This window comes from Spirosoma knui, assembly GCF_054780635.1.
Window position 1 is genome coordinate 139,433 of record NZ_BAAGVY010000011.1, and the last position, 19,019, is coordinate 158,451.

General features: G+C 50.4%; 17 protein-coding genes. 7 read left to right on the forward strand and 10 right to left on the reverse strand.

Annotated elements, in window-relative coordinates; all coding sequences use genetic code 11:
* Positions 1-731 precede the first annotated feature (731 nt).
* Both ACYVIY_RS21220 and ACYVIY_RS21225 read right to left on the reverse strand, forming a co-directional pair.
* Entirely contained in the window at positions 732-1,661 is a 930-nt protein-coding gene (locus ACYVIY_RS21220; protein ID WP_460978400.1) for an RraA family protein, read from the reverse strand.
* 108 nt (positions 1,662-1,769) lie between these two features.
* Positions 1,770-2,708, reverse strand: a complete 939-nt coding sequence (locus ACYVIY_RS21225; protein WP_460978401.1) for an RraA family protein — start codon at positions 2,706-2,708, stop codon at positions 1,770-1,772.
* 123 nt (positions 2,709-2,831) lie between these two features.
* On the opposite strand from ACYVIY_RS21225, the gene ACYVIY_RS21230 reads away from it, so the two are divergent.
* Positions 2,832-4,283 (forward strand): mandelate racemase/muconate lactonizing enzyme family protein, encoded by a 1,452-nt coding sequence (locus tag ACYVIY_RS21230; protein ID WP_460978402.1) that lies wholly within the window; start codon positions 2,832-2,834, stop codon positions 4,281-4,283.
* Positions 4,284-4,341: 58 nt separating this feature from the next.
* Here ACYVIY_RS21230 and ACYVIY_RS21235 read toward each other — a convergent pair whose 3' ends face one another.
* From ACYVIY_RS21235 to ACYVIY_RS21260, 6 genes are all read right to left on the reverse strand, one after another.
* Positions 4,342-5,253: a TIGR01777 family oxidoreductase gene (locus tag ACYVIY_RS21235; protein ID WP_460978403.1), complete on the reverse strand. Its 912-nt coding sequence runs from the start codon at positions 5,251-5,253 to the stop codon at positions 4,342-4,344.
* Positions 5,254-5,331: 78 nt separating this feature from the next.
* Positions 5,332-5,883, reverse strand: a complete 552-nt coding sequence (locus tag ACYVIY_RS21240; RefSeq protein WP_460978404.1) for a hypothetical protein — start codon at positions 5,881-5,883, stop codon at positions 5,332-5,334.
* Between the two features lie 87 nt (positions 5,884-5,970).
* A complete protein-coding gene (rimK, locus tag ACYVIY_RS21245; protein WP_460978405.1) occupies positions 5,971-6,879 on the reverse strand; it encodes a 30S ribosomal protein S6--L-glutamate ligase in 909 nt (302 codons plus the stop codon).
* A 70-nt stretch (positions 6,880-6,949) separates the two neighbouring features.
* Positions 6,950-7,417, reverse strand: coding sequence for an ATP-dependent zinc protease family protein (locus tag ACYVIY_RS21250; RefSeq protein WP_460978406.1), 468 nt, complete (start codon positions 7,415-7,417; stop codon positions 6,950-6,952).
* A 57-nt stretch (positions 7,418-7,474) separates the two neighbouring features.
* The gene (locus ACYVIY_RS21255) at positions 7,475-8,623 is read right to left on the reverse strand and encodes a DNA polymerase III subunit (protein ID WP_460978407.1); all 1,149 of its coding nucleotides are present in this window, start codon (positions 8,621-8,623) and stop codon (positions 7,475-7,477) included.
* Positions 8,624-8,691: 68 nt separating this feature from the next.
* Positions 8,692-9,882, reverse strand: a complete 1,191-nt coding sequence (locus ACYVIY_RS21260) for a GlmU family protein (RefSeq protein ID WP_460978408.1) — start codon at positions 9,880-9,882, stop codon at positions 8,692-8,694.
* A 137-nt stretch (positions 9,883-10,019) separates the two neighbouring features.
* On the opposite strand from ACYVIY_RS21260, the gene ACYVIY_RS21265 reads away from it, so the two are divergent.
* The gene (locus ACYVIY_RS21265) at positions 10,020-11,090 is read left to right on the forward strand and encodes a hypothetical protein (protein WP_460978409.1); all 1,071 of its coding nucleotides are present in this window, start codon (positions 10,020-10,022) and stop codon (positions 11,088-11,090) included.
* A 7-nt stretch (positions 11,091-11,097) separates the two neighbouring features.
* Here ACYVIY_RS21265 and ACYVIY_RS21270 read toward each other — a convergent pair whose 3' ends face one another.
* Together ACYVIY_RS21270 and ACYVIY_RS21275 are read right to left on the reverse strand one after the other, a co-directional pair.
* Positions 11,098-12,045 (reverse strand): DUF6624 domain-containing protein, encoded by a 948-nt coding sequence (locus ACYVIY_RS21270; protein ID WP_460978410.1) that lies wholly within the window; start codon positions 12,043-12,045, stop codon positions 11,098-11,100.
* An 82-nt stretch (positions 12,046-12,127) separates the two neighbouring features.
* On the reverse strand, positions 12,128-13,036 hold the full coding sequence (locus ACYVIY_RS21275) for a ChaN family lipoprotein (RefSeq protein ID WP_460978510.1): 909 nt from the start codon (positions 13,034-13,036) through the stop codon (positions 12,128-12,130).
* A 160-nt stretch (positions 13,037-13,196) separates the two neighbouring features.
* On the opposite strand from ACYVIY_RS21275, the gene ACYVIY_RS21280 reads away from it, so the two are divergent.
* From ACYVIY_RS21280 to egtD, 5 genes are all read left to right on the forward strand, one after another.
* Positions 13,197-14,588 carry a sensor histidine kinase gene (locus ACYVIY_RS21280; RefSeq protein WP_460978411.1) on the forward strand — a complete coding sequence of 464 codons (1,392 nt, stop codon included), beginning with the start codon at positions 13,197-13,199 and terminating at the stop codon, positions 14,586-14,588.
* A gap of 84 nt (positions 14,589-14,672) precedes the next feature.
* On the forward strand, positions 14,673-16,334 hold the full coding sequence (locus ACYVIY_RS21285; protein ID WP_460978412.1) for an NAD(P)/FAD-dependent oxidoreductase: 1,662 nt from the start codon (positions 14,673-14,675) through the stop codon (positions 16,332-16,334).
* 13 nt (positions 16,335-16,347) lie between these two features.
* A complete protein-coding gene (locus ACYVIY_RS21290; RefSeq protein ID WP_460978413.1) occupies positions 16,348-16,620 on the forward strand; it encodes a UBP-type zinc finger domain-containing protein in 273 nt (90 codons plus the stop codon).
* A gap of 93 nt (positions 16,621-16,713) precedes the next feature.
* A complete protein-coding gene (egtB, locus tag ACYVIY_RS21295) occupies positions 16,714-17,877 on the forward strand; it encodes an ergothioneine biosynthesis protein EgtB (RefSeq protein WP_460978414.1) in 1,164 nt (387 codons plus the stop codon).
* Positions 17,841-18,872 (forward strand): L-histidine N(alpha)-methyltransferase, encoded by a 1,032-nt coding sequence (egtD, locus tag ACYVIY_RS21300; RefSeq protein WP_460978415.1) that lies wholly within the window; start codon positions 17,841-17,843, stop codon positions 18,870-18,872. Before egtB ends, egtD begins: the two co-directional genes overlap by 37 nt.
* Positions 18,873-19,019 lie beyond the last annotated feature (147 nt).

The window sequence follows — 19,019 nt, forward strand, 5'->3', positions numbered from 1 at the left end:
CGACGTCTAAACTCGAGATGATGCACCTGCATGAATTGATAACTGCTGTGGTTTGCTGCTACGCTGCCTAAGCACGATACCAACTTATTCCATGAACAAATGTTTACGCTTTCCTTATTGAAGGGAGCGTAAAGACATCAACATTAATAAAGTTAATCGAGAACTCATAAAATTTTAGGTGTGGTTACAAAAGTTGCGTTATTCACGGCAGACTTCAGGGGCAAATGTAAGGTGATGGACAACAAAAAAAACTACCGTTAAATAGATATAGAACAAATACGGCGTCTTAATATAAAGACATCAGCATATTCTATTTTATTAATTCTGTTACATATAGAAAGTGCTTAGCGTTTGTTCTTACTTATAAAATTTTCTTACGCTGACAACACATGATTACCTCGTTGATGAGATTATCATAATTCATGACAAAACGAAAATTTCTACTGCATTGATCTTGAATGAGTTATTGTGAAGAGAGCTAAATCTACGGCTTGAGTTTATCGACCATGGCTATTCACGCGGTAAACATACTAATTGGTTCATGATCGTTGGTCTACCGATAAATAAGAAGTCAGTAGATAATCCTATAATAATGTTGCTATGCATGTATTACTAGATGATCAATTCTGTTCTTATTCTTAAAAGCTCAGATTAAATCAGCGCTATAAAAGCGAAATCTGACCCTTAGTTGTCACAGTGTAACTTTAAGTAACATTCGTTGATTTTTTGAATTACCAGGTGCGTTTACTCATTACTTTATCTAATTCGGCTCTCGTCATCGTGCCTAGTTCTGGATGTTGACCAAGCCATTTTAAAAACTCGGTCTTTATTTCGTCAGTCCATTGACTATCGATTTGGCCAGTTGTATATCGACCTGATTTAACCGATTCAAAACCGAATTGATCTTTGCGCGTAACAAACTCGCAGGTGGTGATTACTTGTTCAGCCATATGAGCAGGCACAAAAAGTACCCCTTCCCGTTGGGCAATGACCAAATCGCCGGGTAATACCATTGCATTTCCAATTCGAATAGGTGTGTTCAGCCCCATCAAGACCATTTCTTCCAGAAACGATGGATGGAAATCCCGAACAAAGGCATTAAACCCGTTTATATTTTGTAATTCCTGAAGATCTCTGGCGGCTCCGTTAAACACAACTCCGTTTCCCGTTTTGCTAAAAATGGCGTTACCTAACGTAGCGCCCATAAGGGTGCCACCCCCAATTTTTCCGAACGCATCTGCAACGTATACATCTCCTTTTGTCAGGACCTCAATCGGCCACGCGTTTGTATTTCCTTTTCGGCCCTGCTTTGTCGTGCCACGTTCCTTAATATTCTTTTCTACATCCGGACGGCTGGGCATGAACATGGCTGTAACGGCACGGCCGACCACGGGCACATCATCTTTGATCAGTTTCCAGTTGCCTTCAAACTGATTTGTATAGCCTTCGTTCTTCAGCACCGTCCATGCGTCGTCAATACCTATACGTTTCGCCCGTTCGATTAAGGCATCCGGAACTTTAGGACGGCCATCAGCAAACCGCTCGCCTTTCCATTCAGCAGTTAGAAATACTAATTCTTCTTTCGGGATTGTTTGAGCACATAAAGAACGTCCAATGCAAAAACCAAGGAGTAGTGAGAGTGTAATGACTTTACCTTTCATTGTACGGCTTATCTGGTACTGAATGCAGCGTTGTTTTACGCCTGTTAAATAACGTACTGGACGGCTTAGAGCCGTTACAAAAACGCTTTGTTACGAACAGGGATCTGTCTAGTGGCCTTCTTTGGCTAAGTAAGCGTCTAGATCTTTCTGCGATATAGCTAATTTTTTAGGGTATTTGCCAACCCATGCCCTAAACTCGTCTTTTATCTTAGCAGACCAGTTGCCGTGAATTTCACCGGATGGGTATTTGCCCTGTTGAAGCAACACGCGCTCGAACTCGTCACGCAAAGCGGTCATTTCGGAGGCTGATACCAAGCCTTCGACTAGGTGCGATGGAATAAATACGACACCATATTCATTGGCAAACACGACATCACCGGGCAATACCGATACCTCACCAATGCGAACGGGGGCGTTGATAGCGGTAGGCGTCATATCTTTTATATAGGATGGGTGATGGCCTTTTACCCAGGCGTTAAAGCCTTTGGTATCCTTCAATTCCTGCATATCGCGCACCGATCCGTAAAAGATAACACCCTTACCGGTTTTGCCGTAAATGGCATTGCCCAGGCTGGAGCCAATCAACGTACCGTCTTTAATCTTACCATACCCATCCGCTACGTATATATCGCCTTTTGTCAGGATGTCGATCGGCCAAATATTGATACCACCTTTCTGCGAACGGCCTTCCGCTTTTCCCTGAGCTCTCACGAGACTGTCCAGATCTGGACGGGTGGGCATAAATTGAGCCGTAACGACCCGGCCAGTCATGGTTTCGCCGGGTTTTAGGATGATCCAGTCCCGTTCCACCTGATTGCGGTAGCCCCGACGATCCAGATATCCCCAAATCTGCTCTAGGGTGCAATTCTGCAAGCGTTCCAGAACGATATCGGGCACCATCGGGCGACCATCCGGAAAGCGTTCGCCTTTCCAGTTCGCCGTCAGGGCTTTTACATAGTCGGGAGATGACCCAACGCGTTGGGCCTGGGTATGCACAGATACGGATAAGGCAGCAATTGTCAATGCAAGTAATGATTTCTTGATCATTGGGGTAAATGTTCTCAAGTAACTCAGCCGGTATTTGGCGTATAAAGGCCCGATGATAAGTAAAATACTGGCATTGGTTCATTTTATATATGAATACTTATAAACCAAGATTGACCTTTTACCATGAGAAACATGTTCACGCGTACTAACTCACCGAAACCACCCGCGGGCAGTTCAACTGACCGTCGGGATTTTATACGGAATGCGGGCCTAGGCGGTCTTTCGCTGGGCATGATGTTTGAAAAACTGGCCGGCAAATACACGACTGAGCAAGAATTAGAATTCATTACCCAAAAAGTATCGCGCGATTCCAAACCGGCTGATTTACGTATCACCGATATGCGTGTTGCCGTGCTGGCGGGGGTTCCGTTTACCAGCCCGATCATTCGGATCGATACAAATCAGGGACTAGTCGGCTGGGGCGAAGTGCGCGACGGTGCTAGCGCCAATTACGCATTGATGCTTAAAAGTCGGCTTTTGGGAAAGAATCCCTGCAACGTAGAGCAGATTTTTAAACAGATCAAGCAGTTTGGGAATCACAGCCGTGCAGCCGGTGGCGTCTGTGGCGTTGAAATGGCTCTCTGGGATTTGGCTGGTAAGGCTTACAACGTACCCGCTTATCAACTATTGGGGGGAAAATATCGTGATTTCGTCCGGTTGTATGCAGATACAGCAGAAGGCAGAACGTACGACGATTTTGCCAAGAACATGCAGATTCGGAAAGACCAGGGGTATACATTCCTGAAAATGGATTTCGGCATTGGTATGCTGGCCGACAAACCGGGTATGCTGGTCAACGCCAACAACTGGAGCGTGAAACGGCAATGGGATGATAAAGAAATGGGTAAACTGGGCAATTACGCCAATACGCGCCACCCCTTTACCCGTATTCAGGTTACCAAAAAAGGGCTTGATGCCCTAGTTGATCACGTGGGTAAAGTACGTGACATTGTCGGATACGATACACCCCTAGCGGCCGACCACTTTGGCCACTTCGACGTAAACACCGCTATTCAGATCGGCCGGGCTATGGAGCCGTTCCGACTGGCCTGGCTGGAAGACCTCGTGCCCTGGTTCTATACGGATCAATGGAAGCAAATTTCGGATGCTATTGAAACGCCTACGCTGACGGGTGAGGACATCTTTCTGAAAGAAGAATTCATTAAACTTATCGATGCGAAAGCCATTGATATGATTCACCCGGATCTGGCATCGTCGGGTGGTTTGCTGGAAACCAAGAAAATTGGCGACTATGCTGAGGAAAAAGGGATTCCGATGGCCATGCACTTTGCCGGTTCGCCTATTTCGATGATGGCAAACGTTCACTGTGCAGCCGCTACCGAAAACTTCGTGGCACTCGAACACCACGGCGTCGATGTTGCTGGCTGGGAAGATATTGTTACGGGGCTGAAACCCATTGCCGATAAGGGCTTTGTGAAAGTACCGGATCGGCCGGGTCTGGGCGTTGAATTAAACGAAGAGGCTGCCAAGAAATTCCTCAAGAAAGGAGCAACCTGGTTTGCGCCAACGGACACCTGGAATACGAAGGATTCTGCCGACCGTGAGTGGAGTTAATCCATAAAAAATAAAAGAAATAGGGGCCAGCGGTTAACGTACTGCTGGCCCCTTGTTTTTAATGTAGTAGGTTTTCCAGCGCTTTGGTCAGATCGGCGTACTGATAGCGAAACGAGGTCTCTTCGGCGATACGTTTGTTGAGTACGTAGTTGCCTCCAATTACGGTAATCGCCAGTTCTCCGAATGCCAGTTTTATGGCAAAAGCGGGGATACTGGGTAGGATGATCGGTCGATGCAGGACCTGAGCTATAGCTCGCGTTAGGGTTTCGTTGGTAACCGGAGTAGGCGCAACGGCATTGTACGTACCCTGCCACGACGTATCGGTTAACGCCTGGATATACAGTTGACAAAGGTCGTCAAGGTGGATCCAGGAAATATACTGTTGGCCCGACCCAATGGGAGCCCCGGCTCCCAGTCGTATGGGTTGCGCTAACTTAGGCAGTGCGCCCCCTTCCATGGTCAGGACAACACCCGTTCGAAACTTCACGGTACGTATACCCAAGGCTGCTACCTGATCTTCGGCTCGTTCCCAGGCTCGCGTTACCTGCGCCAGAAAATCACTGCCCCCCTGACTGGTTTCTGTAAGCGGCCGATCGCCGGTATCACCTCCGTAATAACCTATTGCGGAAGACGCCAGAAAGGATTTCACTTTATGCGTGTTTTTGCTCAACGCCTGCGCCAGCAGATCGGTCGATTGGGTGCGGCTGCTTAATATCTCTTCTTTACGCGCGTCGGTCCAGCGCTCATCGGCGACGCCCGCGCCAGCAAGGTGAATGATGTGGTCAGCCGTCGCGATGGCCTGCGGATCAATATGGCCCCGTTTTATATCCCACTGGTACGTTTTTACCTGTGGTGCAGCGTGTGCAGATCGACTTAGGTACGAAACCTGATAGCCTTGTTGAAGCAGTATCTGAGTCAGGCGACGACCGATTGTACCAGTACCGCCTGTAATTAAAACCGTTTGGTTCATTGATTGAGAAGTGGGTTAGTCAATGATAACATTCGGTTCAAGCCGGGGGTTTTGTTTTAGCAGGAATAGAAAACCAGGTTAGGTGTGCCACTCCTTGGGTAAGCCCATCTGTCGGACGTAGTGAGCCGGAGCTGCGTAATGTACCCAACTCAGCAGTTTATTGATCTCATCGGCGAACTCAATGTGGTAGTCCGGATCAAGCTTCGCGGCTTTCTTTAGCACCTGATCGGTACGTTTGGCGATGTATTGAGCGGCTTTGTCCGTACGACTGTTGTACTTGTGCAACAGGTGCGCATTGTGGCCGTAAAACGTATTGAGCATATACAGCATCAACTCGACTTCGCCGTAGCTGTCTTTGGTCACTTTTACATGACGGCTAATGTAGCCGCTCACCGTGCGCATGTCCATCATAACCCATCCGGCCGAATCCTGACCTGCCTTAGCCGTGCGATTTATAAACTGCCGAATCAGCTCCCGTCGTTCGTCGATGGTCGTTTTATGTTCAACCAGCTCGAACTGGAGCCGTTCGGTCAGGATGGCGTCTTTGGCAATCAGCCGTAACAGAAGCCGGTCTTTTTCCACGCCCGACAGGCGAACAATGGCTTTTTTTAGGTCAGGGTCGAGGGCCATCTATGGAATAATGAATGCTATAGAATGAATAATTGGTGCTTGCCGCGTAAAGCTACATCATCATTAGCCATACTTTGTTATTCATTTCTAAACGCCTACCATATCGCCTTCGTCGGTTCGGATTTTATCTTCGATATACGCAATGATAGCCGCTGCAACGTCGACATTTGTGGCCATTTCAATCCCCTCCAGGCCGGGTGATGAATTGACTTCCAGAACGAGTGGTCCGCGGTCGGAGGGGAGCATATCAACGCCCGCTACTTTTAGGCCGAGGGCCTGAGCGGCTTCGATGGCGGTCGTTTCTTCGTCGGCAGTCAATTGGACCGCAACGGCGTTGCCGCCCCGGTGGATGTTAGACCGAAACTCACCTTCCAGCCCCTGCCGCTTCATGGCTCCTACTACCTTACCGCCAACCACAAAAGCCCGTACGTCGGCACCTTTGGCTTCGGCTACAAACTCCTGCACCAATACGTGTTTTTTAAGGCCGTAAAATGCTTCAATGGTTGAGGTGGCCGCTTTGGCGGTTTCTGCCAGTACAACCCCAATCCCCTGCGTTCCTTCCAGCAGCTTGATAACGACCGGCGGGCCGCCGACAAGTTCGATAAGCTGAGCGACGTTGCCATTTTTCGGATGATTGGCGAATACCGTTTTCGGCAGGCCAACGCCAGCTTTCGACAAAACCTGCAAGCTGCGGAGCTTATTGCGGGAGCGCGTTATGGCTTGTGATTTCGCCGTCGTGAAGACGTTCATCATCTCAAACTGCCGCACAATCGCACAGCCATAATCGGTAACGGAAGCCCCAATACGAGGTACGATCGCGTCGACGGGATCAAGTTCGCGGCCCTCGTAAAGAACAGACGGGCGCCCACCTTCAATCATAACCTGACAGTTGAGGTGATTCACCACAATACCTTCGTGGCCGCGTTCATTGGCCGCTTTAAGAAGCCGTCGGGTAGAGTATAAATTCGGATTAGCCGATAGAATGGCAATACGCATCAGTTCGTAGAATAAGAACAGTAAGTCGTTGGTATGAGTGAGCTAAGGATAGGTTCAGATCGTTGGTCGCTCAACGATTTTTGCGCAGAGGTGCCTGGTCGGATTGATGGTTTTTGGCGTCGTAAGACACATTTTGTAGAGCAACATCGACCACGAAGCGATTACGGAGCAGCTTACGGCCAAGCAGTACGGGGTTCTTGAGCCGTTCGCGGTCGGCGAGGGTAAATTCGGTTAGAATAGGGCGCTCAAATAAAATGATTCGGGTTTTGATGACGTAGCGTTGTTCGGCGATACCAAACGAGTTACGAATGATGCGTTTGCTGAACTGGTCGCTGTAGAACTGTCGGGACGACGCTCCGGTTTTATCAATCAGCCAAAAACTTAGTAAGGTACGGCCATTGACATTGGTTAGGCGGACGTCTTTGCAGTGTAACGCCGACGTATACGCCCCAGTGTCGACTTTGGCCTGTACGTTGAACAGGTCGAGATCAGGAAAATCGACGAGGTCTTTCTTGCCAATAACTTGTTTGGGCCGCATAAGCGTTACGTTCGCGTACGTATAAATCGGCAACGACTTTACGCCGGTACCGCAGCGTTAAAATTTTGTTTTGATCAGGCGACTAAACGTTAACGACATATCGAGCATAACCATCTTCGCGCGGGCGTTCCGCTCAAGGTGATAGGTGGCTTCGTTAAGATCGGCTACAATTTGTTCGATATGATACGTAGTGAGCACCTTCGCGAAATTCTTGACAAACGCCATCTCATCGTCGGGGAGCCGGAGCAGGGCCCCCGCTCCCTGCTGCCACAGAAATAAGTCCCGGTACAAACGAATGCTGTATTCCAGCAATCCCTTCTGTTTTTCTTTGCTAAAACCGTCAAACTGGTCGGCCTGTTTAACCAGTGCCGTTAAATCCTGCCGGTAACACGTCCGCATCCAATCGGCAAACCAGGTGTGCTGGTCCGAGCTTTCACTACGGTCGCCTTCCTGACGGCTGAGTTGAAGTGCTTTTGATAAATCGCCGTCGGCAAGGTAGGCAATACGCCGGGCAACGGTTTCGTCGAAATTCAGGTATTGCCGCAGGTACGTTGCCACTTCTTCGTCGGTAAAGGCCTGTACCGCCACGCGTTGGGTTCTCGAGAGAATCGTGATGAGCAGTTTGTCGGCCTGGTTCGTCACTAACAGAAAAAGCGTTTGCGCCGGGGGCTCCTCCAGCACCTTCAGCAGGGCGTTCGCCGACGTAACGTTCATGAGTTCGGGCAGCCAGATGAGCATGATTTTATAAGCGCCCTCGTATGACTTCAGCGACAGCTTCTGTAGGATGTTCCGAGCCTCTTCGGCCGAAATATTTCCTTGCTTATTATACGCGCCGACCGTTTCGAGCCACTCGGGTAAGGTACGGTACGGCTGATCGAGCAGAAATTTGCGCCAGTCGGCCAGATACGCTTCCGAGGTTTTCCCTTTTGCCATATTCGCTACCGGAAACACCATGTGCAGATCGGGGTGGACGAGCTTCTGCATTTTTATGCACGACGCACACCGACCGCAGGCATCATCCGCCATACCGCTTGTCTGCTGTTTGTCTTCGCAATTAACGTACTGGGCTAAGGCCAGCGCCAGCGCCAGGTTGGCACTACCTGTAGGACCATCGAACAGCAGGGCGTGCGCCAGGTGATTGGTCTGCACCGCCCGTAGCAATAGTTGCTTTGTGTCGTCGTGGCCAATAATTTCAGAGAATTGCATAGAAAGGAGGAAAGGGAGCAAGGAGGAAAGGGAGAGGGGGAATAATTATCCTTGTTCCTCTCCTTTCTTTACTCCTGCTTCTCTTTCTCAAAAATAGCCCGTAAAATATCTTCTTCTACTTCATTAAATTCCATACCTCGCCGTAAAAAGGCTTCTCTGGCTACCTGAATCGCTTTGTCAAGCCGATACGTCGAAAAGCCCTTATCGGCACCACCCCACGAAAAGGACGGAATGTGTTTTGACTGAAAGCCTCCGCCGAACACATTGGCACTCACGCCCACAACCGTACCGGTATTGAACATGGTGCTGATGCCGGCCTTTGTAAAGTCGCCCATCATCAGCCCACAGAAAATTCGCCCGGTATCTTCGAGCTGACCAGTAGCGTAGGAGTGGAGTTTAACGTTGGTGTAATCGTTCTTCAGGTTCGAGTTGTTGACGTTGGCACCCAGATTACACCATTCGCCGACTACCGAATTACCCAGAAAACCTTCGTGTCCTTTGTTACTATAGCCGAACAAGATCGAGTTGCCTACCTCACCGCCTACCTTGCAGAACGGTCCAATGGTGGTGTTGGAGCGCATTTTTCCGCCCCAGTTAACAGTAGAGCCTTCGCCGAGTGCAAACGGACCGATCACAACCGAGCCTTCGCTGATGGTGGCGTTACGTCCAATATAGATAGGACCGCCCTCGGCGTTTAATATGGCCGCGCGAATGGTGGCTCCCTCTTCAATAAATACGTTGTTGGGCGCGTAGCAGCGTGTAAATGGGTCGGTGATCGGCTGCGATTGGCGATCAGCCGTAAGCCGCCTAAAATCGGCCCGAATTTGGTCGCCGTTCTGAACGAATATGTCCCATAGGTTACGAACCAGGGTGAGTTCCTCGCCGAAAGCAGCCGTGTGTTGCGGTAAATCCGCTAACTGGCTGGCTTCTGAAGCTGTTCGGTCGGTACGTAGTGCGAGCAGAGAACCCGCCGGGCTTATCAGACTTTCGCCAGGCGACAAGGCGTTTATCCGGTCAGCCAGCGTGGGAGTTGGGCAAACCGCCCCGTTGATGTACAGATTATCGTCGCCAGCCTGCTGCGGAAACTTGGCTTGTAGATACGGCTCCGTTAGGTACGACGGCGCTATATTGAGCGAATGGGCCCATTTTTCGGCCAGCGTTTGGATGCCGACCCGAATACCCGCCACCGGACGGGTGAAGGTGAAAGGCAGCAAGGCCGTCCGGATTGCCGGGTCGTCGAATAAAATCAGTTTAGACATGTTGAGTGCTAAAATCAGGCGGCAAATATCCGCGCTTAATTCCAGAAAATAGAACGTATTAACGATGGCCTTTTTGTTAAATCATCCTTGCCAACTGTAAAGAGACAGGCCGCACGCGTTGTATTTTTGCCTTACTCATGACTCTTAACGTAACGCCCGACGCTAGTATTCAGCGCATTGCTCACCTGCAAAACGACCTGGGACTGTTTCCTTCGATTCGGCGCAATTCGCTGATTTTTTACCAACGGCCCGATACGAACGTCTTTTTTACGGCCATTACGGTCTTTACGCTCCAGCAACTACGTCCGCAGGTGTCGGCGTCGGCGCAGCAACTGATTGATCGGATCAAGGCAAAGGCTCAGTCGACTTATCCGATGTTTCGAAATAAAGATGGGCTGAATACGTACAATTTCTGGCCAACGAAGCCCTCGCAGCACTTTTCGAACGGGTACATCTTTCGTCATTTTGAGCACTTTCGCATCCCCGATGATATTGACGACACGGCGATGGTCTACCTGACCACTGACCCGTTGGCCGATGAGTTGCGGTGGCTAAAGAGTAAACTCACCCAGCACGCCAATGGAGCCCCGTCACAGCCGCCTATCCGCAATACGTATATCGACTACCGGAACCTGAACGCGTATTCGACCTGGTTTGGCAAGAACATGCCCATTGATTTCGATGCCTGTGTGCTGAGTAATATACTTTATTGCATTTACCAGTACGATCTGCCCCGCGATCAGTATGATGCCGACTCACTGACTTATTTGAGGGGCATTGTGGAGTCAGGACGTTATCAAACAGAACCGTTCCGATGCGCTCCGCATTACGCCCGCACGTCGCTGATTATCTATCACCTCGCGCGGTTGATGGCTGCCTTCCCGATTCCGGAGTTGGCCTCAATACGTGCACGATTAATCAGCGATGCGAAAGAAGAGCTGGGCCGCGGTGGAAATCGGCTTGAACAGGTTGTGCTGGCTATTGCGTTACTGCGATTCGGTGAGCGCCCACCGGCTATTGATCTGACCAATATCGAGCAGGACTTTCCTGGTTTTAATTTCTTTATCGCGGGCCTGCTGACGGCCTACGAACACCCTCTGATACGTCGGTTTGCCGATCAGCCGCTTATGCAGATGCGGTGGCAGTGCGAAGCCCACAACTGGGCACTGATTACCGAATACCTGGTATTGAGGGAAACCACAGATTAAAATAGCTTCATTTCATTGGTGGTTGATATTCAAAACCAAACTGACGCGCATACTCTTCAATTGGACCCAAGCCCATTTCAGCTCGTCGTTTGTTCACATTTGCTTCGTCTTCAATAGGGTCGAAAAAGTTTTTACCGGTTGGGTTTATAGTAACTTGAGTGCCATATAATTGTTTCTGACCTTTATACACCCGAATTCGATCGGTCAATAAAGCCAGATTTGACTTTCGCATTTCACCTTGCTCGGCCGCTTTCTGCATCATCGCCAAATACTTTTCCTGGATAGCCAGGGGCGAATGCTGAATGACCAGCCAGGCAATGTTTCCCAACCTGCTCCCGACTAGGCTTTTTCCCGGGTAACCATGTTGCCGAATAATTTGTTCGATTTTCGTTAAATTTATCGAATCCGTTTTGGCAATCTGCTGCCCCAATTGCCGCATTTGTGGTGAATCATGGCCGTAAACTTTCCTGACGGAATCAATTCGTGAACGAGGCTGCTGATCAGTCTGATAAATCGTTTGCAGCTCTCTTTTAAGAGGAATGTTCAGTTTCAACAGGCTGTCTCTACGCTCAAAAATAGCCTGAACATATTCATTCATCCTTGTGTTGCGGACGGCATTGAGTTCGGGTGCTGCCTGCCGATCGAGCCATGTATCTTCGGCAATGGCATAGTCAATGTCAACCGCCCGCTGAATGTATGCTTTGGCAAGGTCTTCCTGCTTACATTGATACGCGCAAACAGCCGCCCGTAACGTACTTAAAGCGCTTTTCTGCGAAAGTTTAAACGCTTTCTGGTATTGGTTGAGACAAGTCTGACAATCAGATTTTTGTAACGCTGTAAAAGCATTCTCGACCGCTCGTACATAGGTTGTGTCCTGAACCGCGTACGTAGTTTGAGCGTACGTAGATGTAGTTAGCAACCCTAAAAAAGCGAAAGTAAATAGTGCATTATTCATTAACAGCTTATTGACGGGTGGTTTGTAAATCTATCAGCAATGATCCGATTGTCGTAGTTAATCTTTATTAAATGACTCGTTCTTAGTACGTCTTGGTCATGTCGGCCGGGATAGCCAGAACAAAATCAGCCAGATTCCGATTGTCGCTGTCTGCTTCGGCGGTGCGTTCGGGCTTGTCAAGGTCGGCTAGCTCCACCGAAGAAAGCGTGAGAATTTTAAGGTCGGGCCGTTGCTTCCGCAGGTACCAGACAATGCCTTCAAAGTTCTTGGAATGGTAATCGCCGTTAAAATGCAGGAACGTCTGGTTGGGCTTCAGGTTTTGTAAGATGAAGTGCGCCATTGTGGCATCTTTGATCGCCTGAGCACGGGCGAAGTTGGCGGCCATATCGGTAGCACCCCCATGCGGATTGCTATCGCCGTGACCAGAGCCATTCATCATGCTTAACATGGCTTTGTAGCCAGGTAAGGTCAAATCGACGGTTAAGGGCAAAGGCGCAATCTGACGCTTGGCATCGGCAGACAGGGTGTCGAGGGCCGCCAGACCTTTGCGCGACACGAGACTGGCGTACCGGCGCGGTACGTTGGTAGCAACAAACGGGATTTTCTGCTCACGGGCAAAATCGGCGAGGGGCTTGTAGTCGGTGTCGAAATTCGGCCAGAGCCGGGCCTGGGTCGCCAGTTCTTTTCCGGTGGTTCGGCCCTGTACATAATCGCTGAGGGCAGTTTGATTGTCTGCTTCGAACATCTCGGCTCCCAATACCAGATTACCTTTCTTCTGAGCTTGTAGGTCCTTCGTTAATTGCAGTTCGAGCCAGTGACAGATGGGATTGTTATGCAACTCGCCGAACAATACTACGTCGGCTCCTGTAGCCTCGCGGAGCAGCTTAGCGTACGTAGTGGTTTTCAGTTGAGCAGTATAAAGGCGATAAGCGGGCTTGTCGGCGCGAAACGCAAACGCTGCCAGACTCAGCAGCACTAAAGTCAGACGGATGGACATAGGGCGTTGGTTGTTCAATCTGCCTGTACAGATCGGTTATATACATTTAAATTTGTGCGTAATTAGCTGACTAATATCTCCCCGTAACTAATCCTGTTTAGAATTAGTTACCTGTGTGCAGTTGGCCCATGTTTGGTTTAGCCCTTCCTGCTTCATGACCTTACTCGAATCATTACGTCAGTTTTCTCAGTTTACGAATGTGCCTGACGAACAGCTTCAGTGGCTGATGGAGCGGGCGGAGGAGAAAACGTTTCCTAAAGATCACATACTTTATAAACCCGATACGCCCGTCGATTATTTGATTGTCCTGCTCGACGGACGCATTCGCATTGACGCTGGGTCAGGTGCCGCTAACGACGAACTGATCATCTATGAGTCGCAGTCCATTCTGGGGGTGCTGCCTTTCTCGCGGATGAAAAGCATTCCAAACCGAATCGTTGCCGAGAAGTCTTCACACGTTTTGATGCTGCATCGCGACCACCTGCGCGAACTGGTACAAACCTGCTTTGAACTGACCGAGGCTCTGGTGCAGCAAATGACAACCCGAGTTCGAGATTTCACCCGCTATGCGCAGCAGGAAGAGAAGATGGCTTCACTGGGCCGCCTATCGGCGGGTCTTGCCCACGAACTGAATAACCCCGTGTCGGCTGTTGTACGCTCGGTCGATACGCTCAGGGAGCACATGCACGCTACGCCCGAAGCTTTTAAAACGATCATGCACCTGAATCTGAACGATGGGCAGGTTGACTCAGTGAACGAAGCGTTTTTTAAGAAACTGGAGCAAAAGGCGTCGACAAATGCCAGGCTTAGCTTGCTCGAACGGAGCAGTCTGGAAGATGAGGTAACCGACTGGTTCGATGATCATGGCGTCGATGATAGTGTTGATCTGGCTGGTCCGCTGGTGGAATACGGGTTTACCGTCGACGATCTGGATTGGATTCTGGATCGGATTGGCGACGAAAACCTGGTCGGGGTGATGAACTGGCTCGTCAATAATCTGGTGACCCAAAATCTCGTTAGAGACATCAGCGAAGCGTCCAAGCGAATCTCAACGTTGATCGGGTCGATCAAAGACTACACGCACATGGACCGGGGGGTGGGCAAAGAGTTGGTTCATCTGGCCGAAGGGATTCGGAGTACCCTGGCACTGCTGAATCATAAACTCAAAAAAAAGCAGATAACGGTCGATGTGCAGCTACCCGATGATCTGCCACCGGTTTGCGGCTGGCCGAGCGAATTGAATCAGGTCTGGACGAACCTGATCGACAATGCCATTGATGCGTTACCTGAGGGCGGCCAGCTTAATATCAGTGGGGAGATTGATCGGGAATTCGTTTTGACGAAGGTAACGGACAACGGAAGTGGGATACCCGAAGCGATTCAGGATAAAATATTTGAACCGTTTTTTACGACTAAAGGCATAGGAAAAGGTACTGGTCTTGGCCTCGATATTGTGCAGGGTATTGTGAAACACCATAACGGCTCGATCCGAGTCGACTCAAAACCCGGCCGAACCGAATTTTGCGTATGCCTTCCGATACAATGAGTAAAAGAGCGAATGAGCGATAGAATGCATAGCTAAACTAGTCCTTTTCGTTCGTTCACTCATTCGCTCATTAATTTACGACTTATGAAATTGCCCATAATCTTTTCGATCGACGACGACCCGCAGGTGCTACAGGCTATTCAGCACGATTTGCGGCAGAAATACCGGAAACAATACCGCATTCTTTGTACCAGCTCCGCCCGCGAAGCGCTTGACTCGCTCACCGAACTGAAGAAGAAAGGCGAAGAAGTGGCCTTATTTCTGTCGGATCAGCGGATGCCCGAGATGACGGGCGTTGAGTTTTTGATGCAGGCCCGTAAGGTGTTTCCCGCAGCAAAGCGAACGCTGCTGACGGCTTACTCCGACATCGACGCGGCTGTGCGGGCGATCAACGAAGTGCAGTTGGACTACTACATCGCCAAACCCTGGGACCCGCCCGACGAGAAGCTTTATCCCATCTTAGACGATCTGCTTAGCGACTGGCAGTCCGCGTACCGGCCTTCGTTTCAGGGCGTAAAACTGGTGGGCTACCAATTTTCGCCCCGGTCGCACGACCTGAAAGATTTTCTGGCCGGTAACTTGTTCCCCTACCGGTGGCTGGACGTCGAAAACGATCCGCAGGGTCAAGAGCTGCTCGACCTGCACGGCATTGAGCGAAAAGATTTGCCCGCGGTGGTGCTCGAAGACGGTACGGTCTTGAAACAGCCCAGTCTGAGTGATCTGGGCGAAAAGCTGGGGCTAAAGCCCAAGGCCTCCGAAAGTCTGTACGATCTGGCCATCATCGGCGCTGGCCCGGCTGGGCTGGCAGCGGCCGTATACGGTGGCTCCGAAGGGCTGAAAACAATCCTGATTGATAAGCGGGCACCTGGTGGGCAGGCCGGAACCAGTTCACGCATCGAAAATTACCTGGGCTTCCCGAACGGCTTGAGCGGAGCTGATCTTACCCGGCGGGCCATTACGCAGGCGCAACGCTTTGGGGTCGAGTTTCTGGCTCCGCAGGAAGTCATATCCATCAAGTCCCAGGGGCAGTACAAACACATTGCCATGGCTGACGGGTCGGAAGTGGTGGCGCGGGCGATTCTGCTCAGTACGGGCGTATCGTATCATAAACTCGATAACGAAAGCCTCGACAAATACACCGGAGCGGGCGTGTATTACGGTGCCGCTACAACAGAAGCTTATGCCTTTAAAGGAAAGCCGGTTTACGTTGTCGGTGGCGGAAATTCAGCCGGGCAGGGGGCCATGTATCTCTCCCGAACGGCCTCCGAAGTGTTTATCTGCATTCGTCGCCCAAGCTTAGGGGAAACCATGTCGCAGTATCTGATTGATCAGATTGAACGCACGCCCAACATTACCGTCTTGGCGTGTACTGAGGTTGTAGAGGGGTTAGGCAACGAGCAACTGGAGTGTCTGGTCCTGGAGGATATGGATACGCACGAACGCCGTACTGAAAACGCAGCCGGACTGTTCGTTTTTATCGGAACCAAACCGCTGACCGACTGGATTGAGCTGAACATCATTAAGGACCCGAAAGGATTCATTGCCACGGGACGTGATATGGCTCGGTACGCCGAGTTTCGAAACGTGTGGAAGCATGAGCGAGAACCGTATCTGCTGGAAACATGCAGTGCGGGTATCTTTGCGGCTGGCGACGTACGAGCCGGGGCGATGAACCGCGTAGCGTCGGCCGTAGGCGAGGGTGCTATGGCTGTTAGTTTTGTGCATAAATACCTGGCCGAAAATTAATTAGATACGTTATATGCTCAAACAAACGTATTGTTCCCATCTGGGAGCCTTGACCAGCATTCGCGAAGCCGAAGAGTACGCCTGCGAAGAGTGCATGAAAACAGGTAGCTCGTGGGTTCATCTGCGCACCTGCCAAACCTGCGGTGTTACGCTCTGCTGCGACTCATCGCCCAATAAACACGCAACAAAACATTTCCACCGATCCGGTCATCCGGTGGTGGCTTCCGCTGAACCCGGCGAACGCTGGGTGTGGTGTTACGTCGATGAGCAAATAAGCGGATATTGAGCCATTAACCCATTTTTAATGGGGTCGATCTCTAACTTAATTGCGAACCTCTGGTTAATCTATTAACGAAAACCACTTACGCTCCACTTCATTGTGATTGCAGAACAGACGCTTACGCAGCAGTATCTCCGCGTTCGAGCCCATACCGAAGCCATCTGCCAGGATTTAGAAACGGAGGATTACGTCGTGCAGCCTACCGCCGATGTGAGTCCGCCTAAATGGCACCTGGGGCACACAACCTGGTTCTGGGAAACCTTTATACTGGTGCCTAATGTGCCAACGTACCGGATCTTCAACGATGATTTTAGCTTCGTGTTCAACAGCTATTACGAATCGGTTGGTCGGCGCGTACTCCGGACGGATCGGGGCAATCTAAGTCGGCCAACGGTTAAAAACGTTTATGCCTACCGGGCTTACGTTGACGAACACATGCGCCGATACCTGGATTCGGATGATGTGGTACCTAGTCTGCTGTCCTTGATTGAACTGGGTCTGAATCATGAGCAGCAGCACCAGGAACTTCTAATCACCGACATCAAGTATATTCTCGGTCATAATCCACTGTTTCCGGCCGTTCGTATGCCCCTTGTCGAGCACGTAACGGAATCGTCCCGCTCGATTGTAGGGATCAACGAAGGCATTTATACGATTGGTCATCGGGGGAATTCGTTCTGCTTCGATAATGAGTTGAATCCACATAAAGTTTTTCTTCATGAAGCCGCGCTGTCGGGAAATCTGGTTACGAATGGCGAGTATATGGCGTTCATTGAAGCCGGTGGCTACCGTAATTTCCGCTATTGGCTGGCTGATGGCTGGGCCTGGGTCAATGCCAATGGCATTCAGGCTCCCCTGTACTGGCACCGGATTGAGGGCGTCTGGCATCATTATACATTCGATGGGCTAAAGCCTGTGGAGCCAGAAGAGGTAGTAACTCATGTTAGTCATTACGAGGCCGATGCATACGCCCGTTGGAAAGCGACGCGTTTGCCTACCGAGTTCGAATGGGAAGCTGCTGCCGGTACGCTTGACTGGGGCCAGCGGTGGGAGTGGACCAGTTCGGCCTATCTGCCTTATCCGGGCTTTAGCACAGCAGAAGGAGCCGTGGGCGAATACAACGGTAAATTTATGAGCGGACAGACGGTCTTGCGGGGTGCCTCAGTTGCTACGCCGGAGGGCCACTCCCGACCTACGTATCGTAATTTCTTTCAACCTGATAAGCGATGGCAGTATACGGGAATACGATTAATCGAGAGCTAAGGGTAACCGATGACGCGACCGAGGGGAATGCAAACACCCTATCTGATGATACGTCACCCCTGGCCGAAGAAGTACGGACGGGTTTGCTCAAAACACCTAAACGGTTGTCGTCGCGTTTTTTCTATGACGCCGAAGGGAGTCGGATTTTTCAGGAGATCATGCGGTCGCCGGAGTATTATCTGACCCGGTCGGAATACGAAATTCTGGATACCTACCAGGCCGACCTGCTTGATGTGTTTGCCGCCGACGATCAGGCGTTCGATCTGGTAGAACTGGGTGCGGGCGATGGGCTGAAAACGAAACTATTGCTTAGCTATTTTCAGGAACGTAACGTTCGGTTTACCTATGCGCCGGTTGACATCTCCGCGGATGCACTCAACGGACTGGTCGCTGATGTACGGCAAAACTGGCCGAATCTACCTCTTAATCCGCAGCATGATGATTACTTCGCGGCTCTGGAACAACTCTCAGTTGAGTCCGATAATCGCCGGGTCGTCCTGTTTCTGGGATCGAATGTCGGGAATTTCGCCCCTGACGAAGCCATTGATTTTTACCGTCAGCTTTCCGATCGGCTCAAATCCGGTGATCTGGTGCTAACGGGTTTCGACCTGCAAAAGCATCCGGCCATTATTCATGCGGCTTATAACGACCAGCAGGGATTAACGAAAGCATTTAACCTGAATCTGATTCGACGTATCAATGAGGAACTTGACGCTGATTTCGACCTCTCGGCGTTCAGTCACTACGAAGTGTACAATCCCGAGACGGGCGAAGCTCGCAGTTATCTGGTGAGTGAACAGGCGCAGGCGGTTCAGATCAGAGCCCTTAACATGGTTGTGCCCTTCGACGCCGGTGAAATTATTCACACTGAAATCTCCCGCAAGTTTACCCGCGCTCAGATCCAGGACCTGGCTCAGCAGACTGACTTTAACGTAGTGAGTTGGTTTACAGATGCAAACGGATACTTCACCGATGTCGTGTTCCGGAAGAGCTAACGGCTGAGGAAACCAGGAACCAGTCTGAATATCATCCCGAAAGAGCACCTTTCTAGACCCTATTTCGTCCGTTTATCCGATTCACGCGGTTAAAACGCTGGAACTCTACAATATTTCCGGCCTGATTCCGACTACCTGGTTGTAAGG

Coding starts and splice junctions, on each gene's coding strand:
- ACYVIY_RS21220 (WP_460978400.1), bottom strand. CDS start 1,661: ATGAAAGGTAAAGTCATTACACTCTCACTACTCCTTGGTTTTTGCATT.
- ACYVIY_RS21225 (WP_460978401.1), bottom strand. CDS start 2,708: ATGATCAAGAAATCATTACTTGCATTGACAATTGCTGCCTTATCCGTA.
- ACYVIY_RS21230 (WP_460978402.1), top strand. CDS start 2,832: ATGAGAAACATGTTCACGCGTACTAACTCACCGAAACCACCCGCGGGC.
- ACYVIY_RS21235 (WP_460978403.1), bottom strand. CDS start 5,253: ATGAACCAAACGGTTTTAATTACAGGCGGTACTGGTACAATCGGTCGT.
- ACYVIY_RS21240 (WP_460978404.1), bottom strand. CDS start 5,883: ATGGCCCTCGACCCTGACCTAAAAAAAGCCATTGTTCGCCTGTCGGGC.
- rimK (WP_460978405.1), bottom strand. CDS start 6,879: ATGCGTATTGCCATTCTATCGGCTAATCCGAATTTATACTCTACCCGA.
- ACYVIY_RS21250 (WP_460978406.1), bottom strand. CDS start 7,417: ATGCGGCCCAAACAAGTTATTGGCAAGAAAGACCTCGTCGATTTTCCT.
- ACYVIY_RS21255 (WP_460978407.1), bottom strand. CDS start 8,623: ATGCAATTCTCTGAAATTATTGGCCACGACGACACAAAGCAACTATTG.
- ACYVIY_RS21260 (WP_460978408.1), bottom strand. CDS start 9,882: ATGTCTAAACTGATTTTATTCGACGACCCGGCAATCCGGACGGCCTTG.
- ACYVIY_RS21265 (WP_460978409.1), top strand. CDS start 10,020: ATGACTCTTAACGTAACGCCCGACGCTAGTATTCAGCGCATTGCTCAC.
- ACYVIY_RS21270 (WP_460978410.1), bottom strand. CDS start 12,045: ATGAATAATGCACTATTTACTTTCGCTTTTTTAGGGTTGCTAACTACA.
- ACYVIY_RS21280 (WP_460978411.1), top strand. CDS start 13,197: ATGACCTTACTCGAATCATTACGTCAGTTTTCTCAGTTTACGAATGTG.
- ACYVIY_RS21285 (WP_460978412.1), top strand. CDS start 14,673: ATGAAATTGCCCATAATCTTTTCGATCGACGACGACCCGCAGGTGCTA.
- ACYVIY_RS21290 (WP_460978413.1), top strand. CDS start 16,348: ATGCTCAAACAAACGTATTGTTCCCATCTGGGAGCCTTGACCAGCATT.
- egtD (WP_460978415.1), top strand. CDS start 17,841: ATGGCAGTATACGGGAATACGATTAATCGAGAGCTAAGGGTAACCGAT.